This window comes from Rhodanobacter sp. MP7CTX1, assembly GCF_014205795.1.
GTDB lineage: Bacteria > Pseudomonadota > Gammaproteobacteria > Xanthomonadales > Rhodanobacteraceae > Rhodanobacter.
Genome location: NZ_JACHCN010000018.1, coordinates 55,223 through 74,031, shown reverse-complemented (window position 1 = coordinate 74,031; position 18,809 = coordinate 55,223). Strand labels below are relative to the sequence as shown.

Below are 18,809 nucleotides of genomic sequence, written 5' to 3'. Positions count from 1 at the left end.
TTAGGATTCCTCAGGCTGCAACGGCGAGGGAGACAAGCTGCATTGACAGGTCTGGAGCCGGCATCACGCCGAACTAACATTCCGTAGCTTTGAATCTGCGGCAGTCCGTGCTTCGTCACCAGGGCGGTCCGAGGCGATGCTGGAAGAGCCTTAGGTCCGGACAGATGAAGTGCTAACCAAACAGCAATCGAATGGAGCACCCTGTGGCAGCAAAGCGCAAGAACACCGACGCAACGGCAAGTGCCACCCGCCTTGAGGCGCTGCGCAAAACGCCGACTGGCATAAAGGGGTTGGACGCCCTGACGCTTGGCGGTCTCCCGACAGGTCGGCCGACCTTGTTGTGTGGCGCCGCCGGCTGCGGCAAGACGCTGTTCGCGATGACCTTTCTGATCAATGGCTCCACCGAATTCGGCGAGCCCGGTGTGTTGATGAGTTTCGAGGAACGGGCACGGGATCTGGAAACCAATGTGGCATCGCTTGGCTATGATGTCGCGGACCTGGTCCAACGTAAGCAATTGGTCATTGATCACGTCTACATCGAGCGCGCCGAGATCGAGGAAAGCGGCGAATATGACCTGGAGGGCCTGTTCGTGCGACTCGGTCACGCGATCGACTCCATCGGCGCCAAACGCGTGGTGCTCGATACGATCGAGGCCTTGTTCTCCGGACTCGACGACTCAGCCATCTTGCGTGCCGAATTACGCCGCCTGTTTGCGTGGCTCAAGGACAAGGGCGTTACCGCGATCATCACGGGCGAGCGCGGCGATGGCCAACTGACACGCTACGGCATCGAAGAATATGTATCCGACTGCGTGATCCTGCTGGACAACCGCGTCGAGGAACAGGTCACCACGCGTCGTCTGCGTGTCGTTAAGTACCGCGGTTCGTCGCATGGCACCAATGAATATCCTTTCCTCATCGATGAACATGGCATCAGCGTGTTGCCTATTACATCGGCAGAGCTGGGACACAGCGTTTCGCAAGAAGCCGTGCCGACCGGTGTGTCCGATCTGGACGACATGCTCGGCATTCATGGTTTCTTTCGGGGATCCAGCATCCTGGTCTCGGGCCTCGCCGGTACCGGAAAGTCGACTTTCGCCTCGTCGTTCGTCAATGCGGCGTGCGGACGCGGCGAGCGTTGCCTGTATTTCGCGTTCGAGGAGTCGCCAGATCAGATCGTGCGCAATATGACCTCGGTGGGCATGAATCTCAGTCAACACGTCGAGCGGGGGTTGCTGGAGTTCCAGGCGGCCCGCCCCAGCCTGTATGGCTTCGAGATGCATCTCGCGCGGATGAATCGCGATATTGAGGAGTTCGCGCCGCAAGTCATCGTGGTCGATCCGATCTCCGCATTTCGCGGCCCGTCTTTCGAAATACATTCGACCCTGGTCCGGCTGGCCGACATCTGCAAAAGCAAGGGCATTACCGCGCTATTCACCAGTCTGTCCACTTCGGGCGAACAGATGACGGAGAGCGAACGCAGCGTGTCGTCACTTATGGACACCTGGATCTCGCTCAAGGACATGGAGGCGAATGGCGAACGCAATCGAGTGCTCTACTTGCTGAAATCGCGAGGTATGAATCACTCCAAGCAGCTGAGGGAATATCAGCTTACAAATCACGGCATCCACATGGTCGACGCGTACGTCGGTCCGGACGGCGTGTTGACGGGCACCGCTCGCATAGCCCAGGAAGCACGCGAACGCGAGGCAAGCCTGTCGCGCAAACAGGCTACAGAGCGGAGGCGCCGCGAAGTGGCGAGGAAGCGGACTGCTGTCGAGAGGCAGATCGCCGAACTTAGGGCCTCGCTCGAAACCGAGGAGACGGAAGTCGAAACGTTGATCGAACAGGAGGAGACAAGGGAGCTCTCCATCGGATCCGAGCGTTCCGAAATGGCCTCGATCCGCGGGCTGCGTTCATGAGCGAAAAGAACCGTAACCACGAGATTCTCGAGAAAGTTTCAGACGAGCCAGTCGCGGACGGTTTTGATCTGCGCCTCTACGTTGCAGGCCAGACGCCGAAGTCACTGGCCGCAATTTCCAACCTGAAGAAACTTTGCGAAACCCATCTTGCCGGACGCTACACCATCGAGGTGATCGACCTCCTGGTCACTCCGCAGCTTGCCGCGGGAGATCAGATCGTAGCGCTGCCGACTCTGGTTCGACGACTACCCGAACCACTGAAACGCGTCATAGGCGACCTTTCAAATACCGAACGAGTGTTGGTTGGCCTCGATATCCGTTCGAAGACAGGGAGCCGGACATGACTGACCACAACGATTCCGATCTGCCAGAAGGTCAGTACAAGTTACGACTGTTCATCACAGGGTCGACGCCACGTTCGACGAGGGCCATCGAGAACATGCGCCGCATTTGCGCGGAAAACCTTGAGGGACGCTACGATCTTGAAGTGGTGGATGTCTATCAGGATCCCGAGGCCACCAAGGACTTGCAAATCATCGCCACGCCGACCCTGGTCAAAATTCTTCCCGAGCCGCTGCGACGCATCATCGGTGATCTGTCCGATCGGGAGCGCGTGCTTGCCGGTCTTGATATAGCGCCGCTCGGCAAAGGTGACCACGAGTAGCCATGAACCGTCCGTCCGAATTTTCCAGCATCGAGCACTCGCAGCTCATCGAGCTGCAGGATCGGTTGCGCGAAGCGGAGGAAACTCTTGATGCCATACGAAATGGCGAAGTCGATGCGTTGGTTGTGGGCGGCCCTAGTGGCCAGCAGGTCTATACGCTTGAGAACGCCGATCGCCCGTATCGCGTCCTGATCGAGCAGATGCAGGAGGGCGCCGTCACGCTGAGCGAAGACGGGGTCATGCTGTATTGCAATCAACGCTTTGCCGCGTTGGTAGGCGCCGATCGTCAGACGCTGATCGGCGAGTCCATTGAGCGCTTTCTGGCAGGTGAAGAGATCTTTGCCTTCCGTCGCCTAATGACCCTCGATCGTGGTTTTGGTCGCTCCGCTGAATTATCGCTGCTGGCGTCGAATGGTCTGGTAGTGCCGGTCAACATGTCGATCGCCGACCTCGAGGTCGACGAGCAGATGCCGAAGGTACTCTGCGGCGTCATCACTGACCTCACTCGCAGCCGGGAGCGCAGCCATGAGCTGGCTGCGGCGAACTTGCGGCTGGCCCGTGAGATCGATGAACGCCGTCGCGTCGAGGATAGCCTGCAGCTCGCGCTTGATGCCGCTGAGATGGGCCACTGGGATTTGGACCTGCTCAACAACACGCTGACCCGTTCGACGCGTCACGATCAGATCTTCGGCCAGGTGAACGGCGTGAAAGGCTGGGGGTTGCTGACGATGCTCTCGCAGTTCGTCCCCGACGATCGCAATGCCGTGAACGAAGAATTTTTGCGTGCCGAAAGCTCGGGCTCGGTCGAGTTCGAGAGGCGCATACACCGACTGAACGACGGCGCGGTCCGTTGGGTGCAGGTCAAGGGTCGAACTTTTTACCTTAACGACAAAGCGATCCGCATCAGCGGAGTTGTCTCCGACGTCACCGAACGCAGGCAGGTCGAAGAACAGCTGCGCCAATCGCAAAAGATGGAGGCCATCGGTAAGCTCACCGGTGGCATCGCGCATGACTTCAACAACCTGTTGATGGTCATCGGCGGCAGCCTGGACATGCTGGATCAGCGCGTCGCAAAGAACGAAAAGATCACGCGTTACCTTACGGCGGCGCGACACGGCGTTGAACGTGGGGCAACGCTCAACCAGCAACTTCTCGCGTTCTCGCGGCGCCAGGACCTTCGTGCAGAGACAATCTGCATTGATGACCTGATCAACACTTTCGCGAATCTTCTCGATCGTGCTGTGGGCGAGGCAGTGACCGTGAAGATCGAGGCAGCGCCCGAGCTATGGTATTGCCGCACCGATGCACATCAGCTTGAAACCGCGATCCTGAATCTTGCCATCAATGCGCGAGATGCCATGCCACAAGGCGGAACACTCACGCTGAAAACCACGATTCGCATGCTGGACGTGCAAGCTGCCACGGCCAATGGTGCCAGCGCCGGTGACTATGTTGCGGTGTCGGTTGCCGATACCGGCGTGGGTATGACGCCGGACGTCATCGAGCGGGTATTCGAGCCATTCTTCACGACCAAAGAAGTCGGCAAAGGCACCGGGCTGGGACTCAGCCAGGTCTATGGCTTCGCTCGACAGTCTGGTGGCTTCGTGAGCATCGAAAGCTGCCCTGGAATCGGCACAACGGTCTCTATCCATTTGCCGCGAGCGACTTCTCTCGAGGCGACCGAAGTCGTTGCGGACACACCGGTGGAGGTCAGAGGCAAGGGGATTGTTCTCGTTGTCGAAGATGATAGTGACGTGCGCGCGGTAGCGAGCAGTCTTTTGGAAGACCTCGGGTACTCCGTGCTGGAAGCCGAGACCGGCAGTGAAGCGATGAAGTTGATGGACCGCGGCGAACGTATCGACCTGGTTTTCACCGACGTCATCATGCCTGGTGAGATGAATGGCATCGACCTGGTGCGGGCAATGAAGATCAAGCACGCAGGGATTCCCGTCTTGCTGACTTCCGGCTATACCGCTCAGAGAATCGCGATGGCCGAGATGGCGGAAGGCCTGCAACTCCTGCGCAAACCCTACACCCAGGTTGATCTTTCTCTCGCCGTCAGAAGCGTCATGAAAGATCAGGCCTGATCATCGCGTGCTAAATCGTTCTCAGGGTCTCTGTCACCGTTGTCGGCGGTAGCCTTCAAGGCGAATAACGGGTGAGGATAAAGTCGCGAGCTTTGACGGGGACGTGGCAGGAGAAGCAGCCTCGCACCGCCGCCCCGTCGGGTTTGCCGTCGCTAAATTGAGGCTGTCTTCTTCGAGGGCGACGGAGATCAACTTCCAGTCGCGGTATCTGGCGGGGAGGGTGCTTCCAAAGATCAAGGAGCTCTTGCCGTTTTCGGCACCTGTGGCCGAGACTATCATCGCCTTGATGGGCTTCGGAGGGATGTGACCCGGCAAGGTCACGGCTACGGCGTGCGGAAATGACATTCGGCAAAGGCGACCGGCAAAGGGGGCCACGGTAGTTCAGCGGAGCGCTGAGCTCGGTTTTCGCCCGCTTTTCTCCTCGTGGTCGCTTCGCATGGGCTGCTGATACCGATGGTTTAACTACCCCCGTCCCCTTTTTCGCCCTTTCTCGGTGCGACCACGCGCAACCGCATGTTTCGATCGGACATGCGCATTACCGAATCCTCACCGTATTCTCATGACAGGACTGCCGCACGAGGATCATAGTCAACCTGCAGCCGCGCAGGCATCGCTTGATGGCAGGCGGCGGCCCTGGTCGACTCAGTGATCCAACATTGACTGCATCGTAGGGAGCAGTCTGCAACGCTGAATGGGAGTGGGTGATGGCTGCCGAATCAGGTCATGCCGGAACGCAAACACTGCAGCGATTGGCTGACGCCATGCGAGGTCCGCTGTTACGCCCAGGCAATCCGGAATACGAAGAACGCCGGCGTGTCTGGAACGGCGCCATTGATCGCCGGCCGCTGGCGATCGCGTGTTGCGCGGACGCTGAGGATGTCAGTATTGCCGTCAAATTCGCGGCCAAGGAGCGCCTCCCACTCACCATACGCGGTGGCGGCCACAATGTTGCGGGTCTCGCTGTGCGTGACGGTACATTGATGCTGGATCTTGGCGCCCTGAATCGCGTCGAAGTCGATGCGCAGGCGCGTATCGTGCGTGTCGAAGGCGGCGCATTGTGGCGCGACGTTGATGCGGCGACGCAGCCATACGGTCTTGCCACCACCGGAGGTTTCATTTCGAGCACCGGCGTCGGTGGCTTGACGCTGGGCGGCGGCGTCGGTTGGCTCATGCGCCGTTGCGGTCTGGCAATCGACAATCTTATCGCAGCCGACGTTGTATTGGCGGATGGCCGTTGTCTCGTAGCCAGCGCCGACCGGCATGCCGATTTATTCTGGGCATTGCGTGGCGGCGCTGGCGGCTTTGGCGTGGTGACGCGATTTACTTTTCGCTTGCATGCGGTCGGCGAGGTGTTTGCCGGAGCCGTATTCCATCCGCTTGAGGCTGCGCCCGCGCTGCTGCGCGCATTTCGCGAATTCGCACCGATGGCGCCGGAGCAGGGCACGCTCATGCTGGCGTTCACGACGGCGCCACCAGCACCCTTCCTGCCACCACAAGTACATGGTCAACGCGTCGTTGCACTTGGCTACTGCTGGAGTGGTGATCCCGTGCGCGGTGAGCATGCACTCGCACCGCTCATCGGTTTCGGGCAGCCGCTGGGCAGGGTCGGCGGCATCATGCCGTACGCTGCCTGGCAGCAGACTTTCGACGTGAATGCGCCTGCCGGCGATCACCACTACTGGACGACGTCGACCCTGGATGTGCTCGATGATGCCCTGATCGATGCTCTCGTCCCAAACGCCGCCGCTCCGCCCGATGCCTTGTGCGATGTGCATGTGTACCATCTGGGAGGTGCGGTTGCTGCACTGCCGGCCGATGCCAGCGCGTTCGTGCATCGTGACGCGCCTTTTTTCATCAACTCGATCGGCCGTGCGCAAACAGCGGAAAAATTCACCGAGGTACGCGAGTGGGCGCGCGGACTGCGGTCTTCGCTTGCGCCTTGGGCGCGCGACGGAATGCAGGCGAATTTCGCCGGTGAAGTCAGGGACTGGCATGAGCAGACGCATGATGCCGTCACGCGTGCGCGCCTGGAGAACTTGCGCCGGAAGTACGACCCGGCTGGGTTGCTTTTGCCCGTACGCAGCGACTAGGAGGCGAGTTCGGTCAATAGCATTCGCGTCTGCTCGACCACATCCTCGAGCCGCGCAGCAATACCCTGCTTCTGCACAGCCTCGAACGCGATGCCGAGAATTTCACGCGCACTGGCTTCGGCCTCGGCATGAACCGCGAACCATTGCGGGAGCATGGGAACACCGGTTAGATCGCGCACGTGCGCGGCGGCTGCGAGCAGCCGCGCAGCGCAGTCGACATCGCCGTGCTTGAGCGCCAAATAAGCTGCGCCTTCGACACAACCGGCAATGCCGCGCCGGTTCTGCAACCCTATCGACGATTCGAGATCGTGCAACCAGTCCTGGGCGGCACCGCGTACATCATCGAGCTGAAACCTCTGCAATGCACGATTGATCAACACGTAACCGTGCTGGAAGACATCATCGCCAGGTGATGATGTCAGTTCGGCGGCCTCGCTCAACCACGCTTCCGCATCGCGATGCTGACCACGCATCGCACATGCAATGCTGCGGCTCAACAGCGCCATTGAGCGCAACCAACGTGAGCCGTGTGCTTGCGCGACGGGCAGGGCGGCTTCCACGCAGCGTTCCGAGCCGTCGAAGTCACCGTGGCACGCAAGTTCGAACGCAAGCACACAATGGCCTGACGCGGCGAGCACATCGTCGCCAAGCTGCGCGGCCAGCGCTATGCCTTCCTGAAGCAGCAAGACGGCGCGGGTGTGTATCCGGCGCTGGTGTTGGGTGATGCCATGGGCGATGAGCGCACGCGCCCGATCCAGAGTCGGCAGGTGCGATGCCCGCAGCGCCATGTCCAACCATTGGTTAGCCTGGTGATACTCGGCTCCCATCCTGAAGTACCAGCATAGATTGGCGCATAGCGTGATCGCGCCATCGGCGAGTTCCTCGTGTGCCAGCGCGTGATCGAATGCCGCCTGCAGGTTCGCCTTCTCGCGCTCCACGCGCTCGACCCAGAGTCGCTGACGTTCGCCGCGCACTTCCGCATCCACTCGCGCAGTGAAATCGATGCAATGCGCCAGGTGTGCTCGCCTGACACGCGCCTCGTCTTCGCTTTTATCGAGGTGCGCCAGTGCAAACAATCGCACGCTGTCAAGCAGGTTGTAACGCGGCGGGCTGATGCTGGCATCGACCGCGACCAGCGATTTGTCGACGAGTCCGCTCAGCAGCTCCAACGTCTGTTCACCGTCGAGTTCGAACACCGCACCGATTGCCATGGCGCCATCCAGCGTCCAGCCGCCGGCGAACACGCCCAAAGCGCATAGCAGGGCTTGCTCCCGCTCCGACAGCAACGCAAAACTCCAATCGATCAGTGCGCCCAGTGTCTGGTGGTGGGCCGTTCGTCCCGCAGGTGCATCCGCCAGCCACCGGAAACGATCCTGCATGCGCAGCAGCAATTGCTCGGGACTCAACAGGCGCAGTCGCGCCGCGGCCAGTTCCAGCGCGAGCGGCAAGCCATCCAGACGACGGCACAGCTCGGCTACGGCGCCGGCATTCGTCGGTGTCAGCGCGAATCCTGAAGCCAGCGAGCGCGACCGTATCAGCAAGAGTTGTACGGCAGGCACGATGGCCAGACGTGCGACTTCGGCGGCGGTTAACCAGGCACCCGACGCGGGTGCTTCCAGTGGAGGCAGTGAATAAAGGGTTTCGCCCGCGCAATGTAAACATTGCTGACTGGTGACCAGTATGCGTAACTCTGCGCACAGGGATAGCAATGAAGCAACGAGATGGCTGAGAGGTTCGGCCACCCGTTCGCAGTTATCGAGCACCAGCAGAACGTGGCGCGTCTGCAGCACTGCGATCAGTCTTTCGAGCAGATTGTCCACGCCGGGTGCTTCGTGAATACCGAATGCATCTGCCAGTGTGCGTGCCAGGCTTTCGCCACTCGTGAAAGTGGTGAAGTCGAACAACCAGACTCCATCCGGAAATGCGCGCGCGCACACGCGCGCTGTTTCCAACGCGGCTTGCGTCTTTCCGATGCCGCCCGGTCCAGTTACCGTCAACAAGCGCGCACTGCCCAGCAACTCGCTGAGTTCGACGATCACTCGCTCCCGCCCGATCAGCGCGCCGGTGCGCTCAGGCAAGCGTGCGTACAAGGGCGGAGCAAAACTCAGCGTCGGCGGTGCTGCGCCCGACGTGCTGGTCAGTGGCGCTATGAAGCGGTACCCCAAACCGCGCACGGTCTGGATACAGCGAGGCGACTTGATGTCGTCACCCAACGCGCGTCGTAACTGGACAACAAGGCGATTCAGCGTTGCCTCGGTGACGTAGGTGTGGCCCCAGACTGCGTCGAACAGCTGATCGCGGCTGAGCATCTGATCCGGATGGAGCAGAAATTCGAGCAGTACCGCAAACGCCTTGGGCTCGAGACCGACTTCCGTTCCGGCGCGGGTCAAACGATGCGCACCGGTATCCACCTGCATGTCGGCGAAGGAAAACACGCCGACTGCTGCCGTATGTCCTGGGGGTTTGCCAGTGTCCACCGCCGCATTATCACACCGATCGGTATCGTCCGTTCAAGCGGTTTGGACGGGATTTCTCACCATTTCCCTATCGCGTCCTCATGATTCCTGGCTCGGTGAATAGCATGCTTCTCAGCGAGCCGCTACCGGTTCTGCAAGACCAGCGACGGTTCTTCGATAACCCATAGGGAGACCTGCCATGAATAACAGTCTGCAAACAGCCATCGTCATCACTGCGTTGGGAGTATCCGCCGTCGCGCTTTCCACCAGGGCGAACGCCTGCGGCATGCCCGACTACCGTACGGCCAGCTCGGTCCATTGGTCGTTGCCAAGCACCCTGGCGAATAGTGCGGCGGCCTCGATCGTCGAGGCCTCGGCGGCCTCCCTGGCCTCGCCAGCCGCCAATAGTGCCGCGGCAAGTGCCGTGAACCCGCTGCAGGCGCTCGAGCCGATCACAGGCCTGTGGCGATTCAAATTCACGTCGAAGGGCAATGCCGGCATCCAGGACGGTGCCCAGCTGGATGCGGGCTTCGTGACTTGGCACGCTGATGGCACCGAAATCATGAATTCCGGACGGCCACCGCCGACCAGCAGCTTCTGCATGGGCGCTTTCAGGCACACCAGTGTCTACGGCTACAAGGTCAATCACTACGCGCTGGGCTGGGATTCCACCGGAACGGTATTCGTTGGTCCGGGCAATATCCGCGAAGAGATTCAACTGGATCGCGGTGGCAACAGTTACTCAGGTGCCTGGTCGGCCACTCAGTTCGCCGCAGACGGCACGACGGTGTTGGGGGTTATCGGCGGCCTCGTCTCGGCGCAGCGCATAACACCCGACTCGAACTGAGTGTGGGGATATTTGTCCGTATGATCAGTTCGGCCTGGTAGCAAGAACAGTGGCGAGCACGGCGAAAGGAAATCGCCGTGCTCGCGGTAGAGGAGACGGGGGAGTCTGTCTCCATCGCGAAAAGGTGTCGGGGCCAATGTGTGGCATCAGGCCAAACGGTGAACTGCAAGGGGGCGGAGGTAGCTTGTCCCAAACACTGCCACGCCGCCCGATCCCTTGTGCCAAGTGCACGTGCACCATCTGGGAGGTGCGGTCGCTTCCTACCGGCCGATGCCAGCGCGTTCGTGCACAATGATGCGGCTTTTTTCATCAACACGATCGGCCATACCCCCGCAGCGAAAAACTTCACCGAGGTACGCGAGTGGGTGCGCGGACTGCGGTCTTCGTTTGCGCCCTGGGCGTGTGACGGAATGCAGGTGAATTTCGCCGGTGAAGTTGGCGACTGGCATGTGCAAACGCATGATGCCGTCACACGCGCGCGCCTGGAGAACTCGCGCCGGAAGTACGATCCGGCGGGGTTGTTTCTCTCTGAGCGCGGCGATCATGCGGCGAGTTCGGCCAACAACGTTCGCGTCTGCTCGACCACATCCTCGAACCGCGCGGCGGCACCCAGCTTATGGACAGCAGTGAAGGCAATGCCGAGGACTTCACGCGCACTGACTTCGGCCTCGGCATGAACAGCGTGCCATTGCGTGAACAGTGGCGAACCGGTCAGGTCGCGCACGCGCGCGGCAGCGGCAAGCAGCCGCACAGCGCAGTCGGCATCGCCTTGCTTGAGTACCAGATACGCCGCGCCTTCAACACAACCGGCAATGCCACGTCGGTGCTGCAACCCGATGAACAGCTCGAGATTGCGCAAGAAGTCCTGAGCTGCACCGCGTACATCATTGAGTTGGTACCTCTGCAATCCGCGATTGACCGACACGTAAGCGTGCTGAAAAATGTCATCGCCAGGCGATGACGTCAGTTCGGCGGCTTCGCTCAACCACGCTTCCGCATCGCGATGCTGACCGCGCATCGCACATGCAATGCCACGGCCCAACAGCGCCATTGAGCGCAACCAGTTTGAGCTGTATTTTTTTGCGACGGACAGCGCGGCCAACACGCAACGATCTGAGCCGTCGAAGTCACCGCAGCCTGCAAGTACGAACGCAAGCGCAGCCTGGCCTGACGCGGCGAGCACATCGTCGCCAAACTGCGTGGCCAGCGCGATGCCTTCCTGAAGCAGCAGGACGGCGCGTGTGTGTATCTGCCGAGCTTGATAGGTCATGCCATTGGCGATGAGCGCACGCGCACGATGCAAAGTCTGCGTATGCGATACCTGTAGTGCCAGGTCCAGCCAATGGCTTGCGTGGTAATACTCACCTTGTACTCTGAAGTACCAGCACAGATTGGCGCAGAGGATCATCGTGTCATCGGCGAGATCCGCCTGCGCCAGTGCGTAGTCGAATGCCGCCTGCAGGTTTGCCTGTTCGCGCAACGTACGCTCGACCCAAAGTTGCTGACGTTCACCGCGTAGTTCCGCATCCACGCGGGCGGTGAAATCGATGCAATACGCCAGGTGCGCGCGCCTGACACGCGCCTCGTCATCGCTTTTGCCGAGGCGCGCCAGCGCAAACAATCGCACGCTGTCGAGCAGGCTGTAACGCGGCGGACTGATGCTGGCATCGACCGCGACCAACGACTTGTCAACGAGTCCGCCCAGCAGATCCAGCGTGTGTTCACCGTCAAGTTCGAAAGCCGCGCCGATGGCCGTGGCGCCATACAGGGTCCAGCCGCCGGCGAACACGCCCAGGGCGCACAGCAGTATCTGCTCCCGCTCCGACAGCAACGCAAAACTCCAGTCGATCAGTGTGCCCAGTGTCTGGTGGTGGGCCGTTCGTCCCGCAGGCGCATCCGCCAACCACTGGAAACGATCCTGTATGCGTAGCAGCAATTGCTCGGGACTCAACAGGCGCAGTCGCACGGCGGCCAATTCCAGCGCGAGCGGCAAGCCATCCAGGCGGCGGCACAGCTCGACTATGGCGCCGGCATTCGTCGGCGTCAGCGTGAATCCCGAAGCCAGCGAACGCGACCGCACCAGCAACAGTTGCACGGCAGGCACCATGCCCAGAAGCGCGATTTCGTCGGCGCTTGCCCAATTCCCCGACACCGGCGCTTCCAAAGGAAGCAGTGAATAAATCGTTTCGCCCGCGCAATGCAAACACTGCTGACTGGTCACCAGCACGCGCAGCTCTTCACAAAGGGATAGCAAAGACGCAACCAGATGGCTGAGAGGTTCGGCCACCCGCTCGCAGTTGTCGAGCAGCAGCAGAACGCGGCGCGTTCGCAGCACCTCGACCAGCCTTTCGAGGAGATTGTCTGCGTCAAGCGCATCGCGGATACCGAACGCATGTGCCAGGGTGCGCGCCAACTTTTCACCGTCCGTGTAAGGGGTGAAGTCGAACAACCAGATCCCATCCGGAAATGCTTGCGTGCACACACGCGCGGCTTCCAGCGCGGCTTGCGTCTTTCCGATGCCGCCCGGTCCGGTTACCGTGACCAGACGTGCATTGCCGAGCAATTCCCTGAGTTCGACGATCGCTCGCTCACGCCCGATCAACGTGCCGGTGCGCTCAGGCAAGCGTGCTTGCACCGGCGGAGCAAAACTCAACACGGTCGGCGCAAAACTCGACGCGGGCGGTGCTGCGCTCAACGTGTTGGTCAATGGTGCTATGAAGCGGTAACCCAACCCGTGCACGGTCTGGATGTAGCGTGGCGCCTTGATGTCGTCGCCCAATGCGCGTCGTAACTGGGCGACGAGGCGATTGAGCGTTCCCTGCGTGACATAGGCATGGCCCCAAACTGCATCGAGGAGCTGGTCGCGGCTGAGCATCTGATCCGGATAGGCCAGAAATTCGAGCAGTACCGCAAACGCCTTGGGCTCAAGACCGACTTCCGTTCCGCCGCGGGTCAGACGATGCGCACCGACATCCACCTGCACGTCGGCGAAGGAAAACACGCCGGCTGGTGCAGCACGTCCTGGAGGTTTACCGGTGCCCACCGCCGCATTATCACACCGATCAGTATCGCCCGCTCAAGCGTTTTGGACGGGATTTATCACAATTTCCCCACAGCGTCCTCATGACTCCTGGCTCGGTGAATAGCATGCTCCTCAGCGAGTCGCCGCCGGCTCTGCAGGACCGGCGACGGGTCATCTGCATCCAAATGGGAGACCTGCCATGAATACACGTTTGCAAACAGCCATCGTCATCACTGCGTTGGGAGTGTCCGCCGTCACGCTTTCCACCAAGGCGAATGCCTGCGGCATCCCCGACTACCGCACGCCCAGCTCGTTCCATTGGTCGTTGCCACGCACCTTGCCGAACAGCGCGGCGGCGGCGGTAGTCGAGGCCTCGGCGGCCACCCAAGCCTCCGCAGCCGCCAATAGTGCCGCGGCAAGTGCCGTGAACCCGCTGCAATTGCTCGAGCCGATTACAGGCTTGTGGCAAGTCACTTTCACGTCGAAGGGTAATCCCGGCATCCCTGACGGCGCCCAACTGGATGCGGGCTTCGTGACCTGGCACGCCGACGGCACCGAAATCATGAATTCCGGACGGGCACCGCCGAGCGGCAGTTTCTGCATGGGAACGTTCAGGCACACCAGTGTCTATGGCTACAAGCTCAATCACTACACGCTAGCCTGGGATCCCACCGGAACGGTCTTCGTCGGGCCGGGCAATGTCCGCGAACAGCTTCAACTGGATCGCAGCGGCAACTCCTACTCGGGTACGTTCGTGATCACTCAGTTTGGCGTAAACGGCACGACGGTGTTGGGAAGTGTCACCGGCACCGTCTCGGCGCAGCGCATAACGCCCGACACGAACTGAGTGCACGCATATTTATGCGTAGGGTCAGTTCGGCCTGGTAGCAAGAACAGTGGCGAGCACGGCGAAAGGACATCGCCGTCCTCGCCCGATTGAGGAAACGGGCGAGGCCGCCTCCATCGCGAAAAGGTGTCGGACATGTCAGGGAGATCCGGCGTGGGATCCACGCTCCGTCACGATTGTGCGATCCGGTAGTAGTCGACCACGCACGCACGGCCTCGCTCTCGACGCTTACCTTCGCAAAATGCGAAGAGATAGGGTAGTTAAGCGGGCGCTGGGCTCAACTTCGTCCGCCCTTTTTGTCGCGGTCGCCTTGCGTCGGCCTCCGCTGCTGATTCCAGTAGTCCAACTACTTCCGTTCCCTGCGGGCGCGGCTTCCTGACAAGTTGAATCAATGACTCTGCCCCTTTGGCTGCCGTCCCCTATCTACGATCGATCGAATATTTGCCGGGCCCCGTGACGCACAACAGCAGCAGGCCGCCCGCGATCGATAAGTTCTTGTAGAAATTGATCATGTTCGCCGCGCGCTCGCCATCGAGCATCGTCCAGTAGTGGTGGCCGATTACGGCGGTGGCTAGCGTATATAGGACGAGTAGAAGTGCGAGCGGTCGCGTGTAGAAGCCAAGCACGATCGCGACGCCGACGAAGAATTCCATGACGACGGCGATAACGGCCGCAACGGTGGGTAAAGGCGTGCCCTCCGCGACCATGATGGCGACCGCACCCGTAAAGCCGGTCAGCTTGCTCCATCCAAACAGCACGAACAGGATCATCAGCAATACGCGCGCTAAAAGAATCAGTTCATCTTTGCGGCGGTCGAAGAGTGTGTATCGCACGATAGTTACCCCTCTGTCTGCATAAGCTGCGAATGTGGCAACGCTACTTTCCACTGCCGTCTGCTGCCGGTCGCCACGGTCCGGGGCGCGAAACCGAATATAGACTCGCGGCCTTTGGCGGAACAAGCGAAATCGTTGTATTTGGAAAGCAACGCTTGAATCGATTCAAGCGGCTGCTACGCAAATGTCTGCGTGCAAGTCAGGACTACAAGAAATACTTCAAGGCGAATAGCGGGTGAAGATAAAGTCGCGATCTTTGACGGGCACGTGGCAGGAAAAACAGCCTTGCACCGAGATGGTGTCGGGTTTGCCGTCGCTGAATTGAGCGAACCCCCAGCCGCCCGTCGAGGCGTATTTCTGCGAGTCCTTGACCATGAACTGGACGTTTGTCGGCGGCCCCGCAACAAAAGATTGGGGGTGGCCAAAGACTTTGTTGTTTTCCTCCGACGGAACATAACGCCAGGCGATCCTGGCAATGATGGCCCCGTCGGGGAACGGAAGCTTACCTTCCCGATAGGCATTGATCGCTGCGTCGTTGCCGAGAACGGCGCGCAGATCATTGAGGTTGCCTTCTTCGTGGGCTACGGAGATCAACTTCCAGTCGCGGTATCCGGGAGGGAGGGTGCCACCAAAGATCATCGAGCTTTTGTCGGCGTCGGCGCCTGCTGCCGAGACTGTCATTGCCCCGCCAACACTTACCGCCAAGGCGGCCACGCTCAGGAGGATGTGGATCTGTTTCATGGTCCCTCCGTTCACAACAATGGATTTCGGTTGGGATGTGACCTGATAGGCCACGGCTGCCATTTCGGCGTGTCGAGTATGCCATGCGGTACAGGCTGACTACGGTGTCGGTTTCGCCGATTGTTGGGTGTGCAATTAAAAGTGCCTGAGACATTATCTGATCGGTTATAACCTGGGTCGCGCACCTTCCCAGGTGCGTGGCCGGATTCAGACTATCGCCATTTTACTCTCGCGCAAATCGCGCCTGTCGAGGAAGACCGCATGAGCTGGGGACACCGACCACAACCTGGGGAGTGGCTGGTGAACAGCCATATCCTCGATGAAGCCGCGGCGACAATGATGAAGTCCGTAAAGGTTGTGCGCCTTTACGACGTCCCCTATGTAGGCTCTTGTAACAGGAAGGGTGACACCGTCTATATCGATCACGAACTTCCGCCACAGCTAAAGCACCGCGGCAAGATCTACGATATCGATCGCTTCATCGTGATGCACGAAGTAGTGGAGATGCTGTTTGAGCATTCGCTCAAGTTTCCATACCGCGACGCCCATCAGATCGCCCTGCGCGCCGAGCGCGCGCTCGTTGAGTCTGATGGTTTGCCATGGTCCGTCTACGACCGTTTCTGCAGCAAGTGGATCAAGGTCATCGGAAGCCGCAAGCACTACGCGAACCCGCCCCCGGACATCGATCTGCAGCCCGAGATTGACGAGGACGACAAGGCCACGCTACGCCGCATGGGCGCGACCTTAGCTGCGAGAACAGGTCGTAATACGGTAAAGAAGTGAACTGTCGTAACTAGCCAAAGGGGAGCGGAGGTAGTTGAGCCGGGCGCTGGGCTCAGCTCTCGACCGTCTTCTCGCGGGTCATCCCGCATTGGCCTCGTGTCGGCTGCCGCTGTGGATGTCGGTGGTTTAGCCACCTCCTTCCCCTTTGTTCGGCAGGGGATATCGAATGGTTCTCAAAACAAGAGAATGATCCTAGCCTTGCGCGATTTCATCGTAGCCCTTGCCAAGAAACTGCAGCAGACAGAAACCATGACCGAACGGGTCAGCCAGGAGAGCTATGCTGCCCCACTTGAATGTTTGAACTGGCTTCTCCAGCGTTGCACCAGCCGAGATGGCTCTTTGCAATGCTGACTCGACGTCGGGCACTACATAGTCCAGGTGCACTGGGCTCCAGTGACGTCCGTACGTGCGCTTCTGACTCGTGAAGGTGGAAGGAGTGCTGCCCTCGGCCTTGACCAGTAGATAGATCGCAGACGAAGCACCAAGCAGCTCGACGCCGTCTACTCCGAAGCGACGACCCACTGTGAGGTCAAACGCGCTGCAGTAGAAAGAGATTGCACGGGCGAGATCGTCTACATCAATGTTCACCAATAACTGCATCGGAGGCTCCTTGCGTCACCTGGCTGCGTTATATACGGACCCACGGGTCCTGTTTGGTCTCGCGTCGGTCTCTGCTGCAGCTGTCAGTTGTTTAACTTCCTCCGTCCCCTTTGCCCTCACGCCACCGCTACTTCTGCGGCCATCCGTAAATTTGGCCTAGCGCACCAGTGGCGCACTCATCCTCGAATCGATCTGGCGTACCCGATACCATCGTGAATCCTGTGGCGACGCGCTTTTGTGTAGCGGCAGCCAGTAGCAGGTGTGATTTAGCGTCGTACAGTTCGACGGAGATACTAAGTTTGTCGCCCTTTCCCGACCAAGCCGTGGCGTTGTCTTCCCAAAGAGTGATGGTTGTCTTCATCACGTAATCGAAACCCGCCTTGTTAGCTTCATCGAAGCCTGCTTCGAGCGATATCGAAGGGGAGGTGGACATCGGTATTGCATGAGCGGTCAATGCTTTTTGCATGGAAGCAACCATGCCTTGTCCACTTCCGGTGGCGGCTGCTTGGCCTTGCTCTTGACCGTCACTGACATTCAAAACCAAAACCTTACTGTTCGCGCGGACCGTCTGGCCCACAACTGGACCGCCTTCCTTAACAGATCGGGGCACGGAACAACTCGCTACCGCGAGCGTAGCGAGCAGAGTTGCTATGTACTTCATGAGACCCCTTTTTTGATGGTTTAGCGTGCTTATTTCCGCTGCGGGGCGAAAACTGACGTTGGCATCCGTCCCTTAGCAAGTGGGCCCATTGTGCCTGCGGTCGGCGGGCGCGCGAAGCGTGGCGCGCTCTGACGAAGAAAGAGCGCGCTGGGGACGGCGCGCTTCCAGGAGGCGGCCGAAGCGAGGCTCGAGTGTGTTGCCGCCATCCATAGGCGTGGGAGGCCGCGGAAAATCATGCAACCATAGGTTTCGGTCTGGCGGAAAATGAACCTCACCCTGGGCTCTTCTGGGCTCTTCCGCATCACCTGATCGTTGCCCAACATGAAGCGAGTGATGAAGATCATTGGGGTAAGGCCGCTGATCCAGGCGATCCTCGCCTGAATCACTGATCGTAGGCTGCACTTTGTCTTCCGCGCTATTTGTCGTTGCACTGATCGCTCGGCCACATCGAACTCTGACTTTGTGTTTTCACACAGCCTCGCTCGTAAGCCGACCTTGGCAGCGTGCCATCCGCCCGACCTTCGCGCAACTTCCGTTCGCGGCCAGCAGCCGTCATTGAGGGTGATGGAATGGCTGCTACTTAGCGGTCATTCAATTGTATTTGCCGTAAATGCCGTTGTACTCCTGATGCAAACGCGCAACGCTAAGCCAAAATCGTTTCGATTTTTTACTTAACCGCCTTGACGATCTTGCAAGTGCCTGCATGAAAATCATGATCGGGCACATGATTGATGCCGTACTTGCTGTTGGCTAACTCATTTAGCTTCTGAAAATCTTGGGGCATTTTCAAGCCAAGCTCGTGCACCTCCCAAAAGAATTGCTCGATACCTGCGGGATAGACAAACATGAGTTGTTCGCCAGCCTGCTTCGATATGTTTTTGAAGGTGTGAAAGTGCCCTTTGGGCATAAATACGGTAGCGCCAGGCCCCGCCTGCAAGCACACCCCGTCCATCAGAAATCGGAACGTGCCGCTCTTGATAAGATAGACCTCATCTTCCCGAGAATGAATGTGGGCAGGCGGACCAGAGTTGCTCGGAATCATGATGTCCAATAAGGCGGATGCGCCTCCAGTATCAGCCCCGGAGACCAGAATCTTCGTCGGGAAACCAAGAAAACTAAATGATCTCGATGGGCTTTCTGTTGACGGAGTCTGCGCCAGACTTGATCCGGTGAACGAGAGCACTGCCAGCGTGGCGCCGGCTGCAAGGAATTTACTGTACATCAGTGGTCTCCCATGGGCTTCGCCACAATTATGT

16 protein-coding genes are annotated in these 18,809 nt (G+C 59.6%); 8 read left to right on the top strand and 8 right to left on the bottom strand.

Annotated features, from left to right (window positions below):
* The first annotated feature begins 203 nt into the window (after positions 1-203).
* From kaiC to HDE77_RS17995, 5 genes are all read left to right on the top strand, one after another.
* A complete protein-coding gene (gene kaiC, locus HDE77_RS18015) occupies positions 204-1,922 on the top strand; it encodes a circadian clock protein KaiC (protein ID WP_221444350.1) in 1,719 nt (572 codons plus the stop codon).
* Positions 1,919-2,266, top strand: coding sequence for a circadian clock KaiB family protein (locus HDE77_RS18010; RefSeq protein WP_184419295.1), 348 nt, complete (start codon positions 1,919-1,921; stop codon positions 2,264-2,266). The genes kaiC and HDE77_RS18010 overlap by 4 nt, the downstream gene beginning before the upstream one ends.
* Positions 2,263-2,586 carry a circadian clock KaiB family protein gene (locus HDE77_RS18005; protein ID WP_184419294.1) on the top strand — a complete coding sequence of 108 codons (324 nt, stop codon included), beginning with the start codon at positions 2,263-2,265 and terminating at the stop codon, positions 2,584-2,586. Before HDE77_RS18010 ends, HDE77_RS18005 begins: the two co-directional genes overlap by 4 nt.
* 2 nt (positions 2,587-2,588) lie before the next feature.
* Positions 2,589-4,673 carry a PAS domain-containing sensor histidine kinase gene (locus HDE77_RS18000; RefSeq protein ID WP_184419293.1) on the top strand — a complete coding sequence of 695 codons (2,085 nt, stop codon included), beginning with the start codon at positions 2,589-2,591 and terminating at the stop codon, positions 4,671-4,673.
* A gap of 704 nt (positions 4,674-5,377) precedes the next feature.
* Positions 5,378-6,763 carry an FAD-binding oxidoreductase gene (locus HDE77_RS17995; RefSeq protein ID WP_184419292.1) on the top strand — a complete coding sequence of 462 codons (1,386 nt, stop codon included), beginning with the start codon at positions 5,378-5,380 and terminating at the stop codon, positions 6,761-6,763.
* On the opposite strand, the gene HDE77_RS17990 is transcribed toward HDE77_RS17995, so the two are convergent.
* Complete coding sequence (locus tag HDE77_RS17990; RefSeq protein ID WP_184419291.1) at positions 6,760-9,198, bottom strand: winged helix-turn-helix domain-containing protein; 2,439 nt, start codon at positions 9,196-9,198, stop codon at positions 6,760-6,762. The genes HDE77_RS17995 and HDE77_RS17990 overlap by 4 nt on opposite strands.
* 220 nt (positions 9,199-9,418) lie before the next feature.
* On the opposite strand from HDE77_RS17990, the gene HDE77_RS17985 reads away from it, so the two are divergent.
* Positions 9,419-10,066, top strand: a complete 648-nt coding sequence (locus HDE77_RS17985) for a hypothetical protein (RefSeq protein WP_184419290.1) — start codon at positions 9,419-9,421, stop codon at positions 10,064-10,066.
* 260 nt (positions 10,067-10,326) lie between these two features.
* Here HDE77_RS17985 and HDE77_RS17980 read toward each other — a convergent pair whose 3' ends face one another.
* Positions 10,327-10,611: a hypothetical protein gene (locus HDE77_RS17980; RefSeq protein ID WP_184419289.1), complete on the bottom strand. Its 285-nt coding sequence runs from the start codon at positions 10,609-10,611 to the stop codon at positions 10,327-10,329.
* Positions 10,608-13,067: a winged helix-turn-helix domain-containing protein gene (locus HDE77_RS17975; protein WP_184419288.1), complete on the bottom strand. Its 2,460-nt coding sequence runs from the start codon at positions 13,065-13,067 to the stop codon at positions 10,608-10,610. The genes HDE77_RS17980 and HDE77_RS17975 overlap by 4 nt, the downstream gene beginning before the upstream one ends.
* A gap of 220 nt (positions 13,068-13,287) precedes the next feature.
* Here HDE77_RS17975 and HDE77_RS17970 point away from each other — a divergent pair, with 220 nt between their 5' ends.
* Positions 13,288-13,935 (top strand): hypothetical protein, encoded by a 648-nt coding sequence (locus HDE77_RS17970; protein ID WP_184419287.1) that lies wholly within the window; start codon positions 13,288-13,290, stop codon positions 13,933-13,935.
* A gap of 419 nt (positions 13,936-14,354) precedes the next feature.
* On the opposite strand, the gene HDE77_RS17965 is transcribed toward HDE77_RS17970, so the two are convergent.
* Together HDE77_RS17965 and HDE77_RS17960 are read right to left on the bottom strand one after the other, a co-directional pair.
* Positions 14,355-14,768 (bottom strand): DoxX family protein, encoded by a 414-nt coding sequence (locus tag HDE77_RS17965; protein WP_184419286.1) that lies wholly within the window; start codon positions 14,766-14,768, stop codon positions 14,355-14,357.
* 219 nt (positions 14,769-14,987) lie between these two features.
* On the bottom strand, positions 14,988-15,509 hold the full coding sequence (locus HDE77_RS17960) for a cytochrome P460 family protein (protein ID WP_184419285.1): 522 nt from the start codon (positions 15,507-15,509) through the stop codon (positions 14,988-14,990).
* A gap of 300 nt (positions 15,510-15,809) precedes the next feature.
* Between HDE77_RS17960 and HDE77_RS17955 the strand changes: the two genes are divergently transcribed.
* A complete protein-coding gene (locus tag HDE77_RS17955; RefSeq protein ID WP_184419284.1) occupies positions 15,810-16,292 on the top strand; it encodes a hypothetical protein in 483 nt (160 codons plus the stop codon).
* 192 nt (positions 16,293-16,484) lie between these two features.
* Here HDE77_RS17955 and HDE77_RS17950 read toward each other — a convergent pair whose 3' ends face one another.
* The 3 genes from HDE77_RS17950 to HDE77_RS17940 all read right to left on the bottom strand — a co-directional run bounded on the left by HDE77_RS17950 (position 16,485) and on the right by HDE77_RS17940 (position 18,775).
* Entirely contained in the window at positions 16,485-16,892 is a 408-nt protein-coding gene (locus HDE77_RS17950; RefSeq protein ID WP_184419283.1) for a VOC family protein, read from the bottom strand.
* Positions 16,893-17,019: 127 nt separating this feature from the next.
* The gene (locus HDE77_RS17945) at positions 17,020-17,469 is read right to left on the bottom strand and encodes a DUF4823 domain-containing protein (protein ID WP_184419282.1); all 450 of its coding nucleotides are present in this window, start codon (positions 17,467-17,469) and stop codon (positions 17,020-17,022) included.
* A gap of 751 nt (positions 17,470-18,220) precedes the next feature.
* The gene (locus tag HDE77_RS17940) at positions 18,221-18,775 is read right to left on the bottom strand and encodes a cupin domain-containing protein (RefSeq protein ID WP_184419281.1); all 555 of its coding nucleotides are present in this window, start codon (positions 18,773-18,775) and stop codon (positions 18,221-18,223) included.
* Positions 18,776-18,809: the final 34 nt, after the last annotated feature.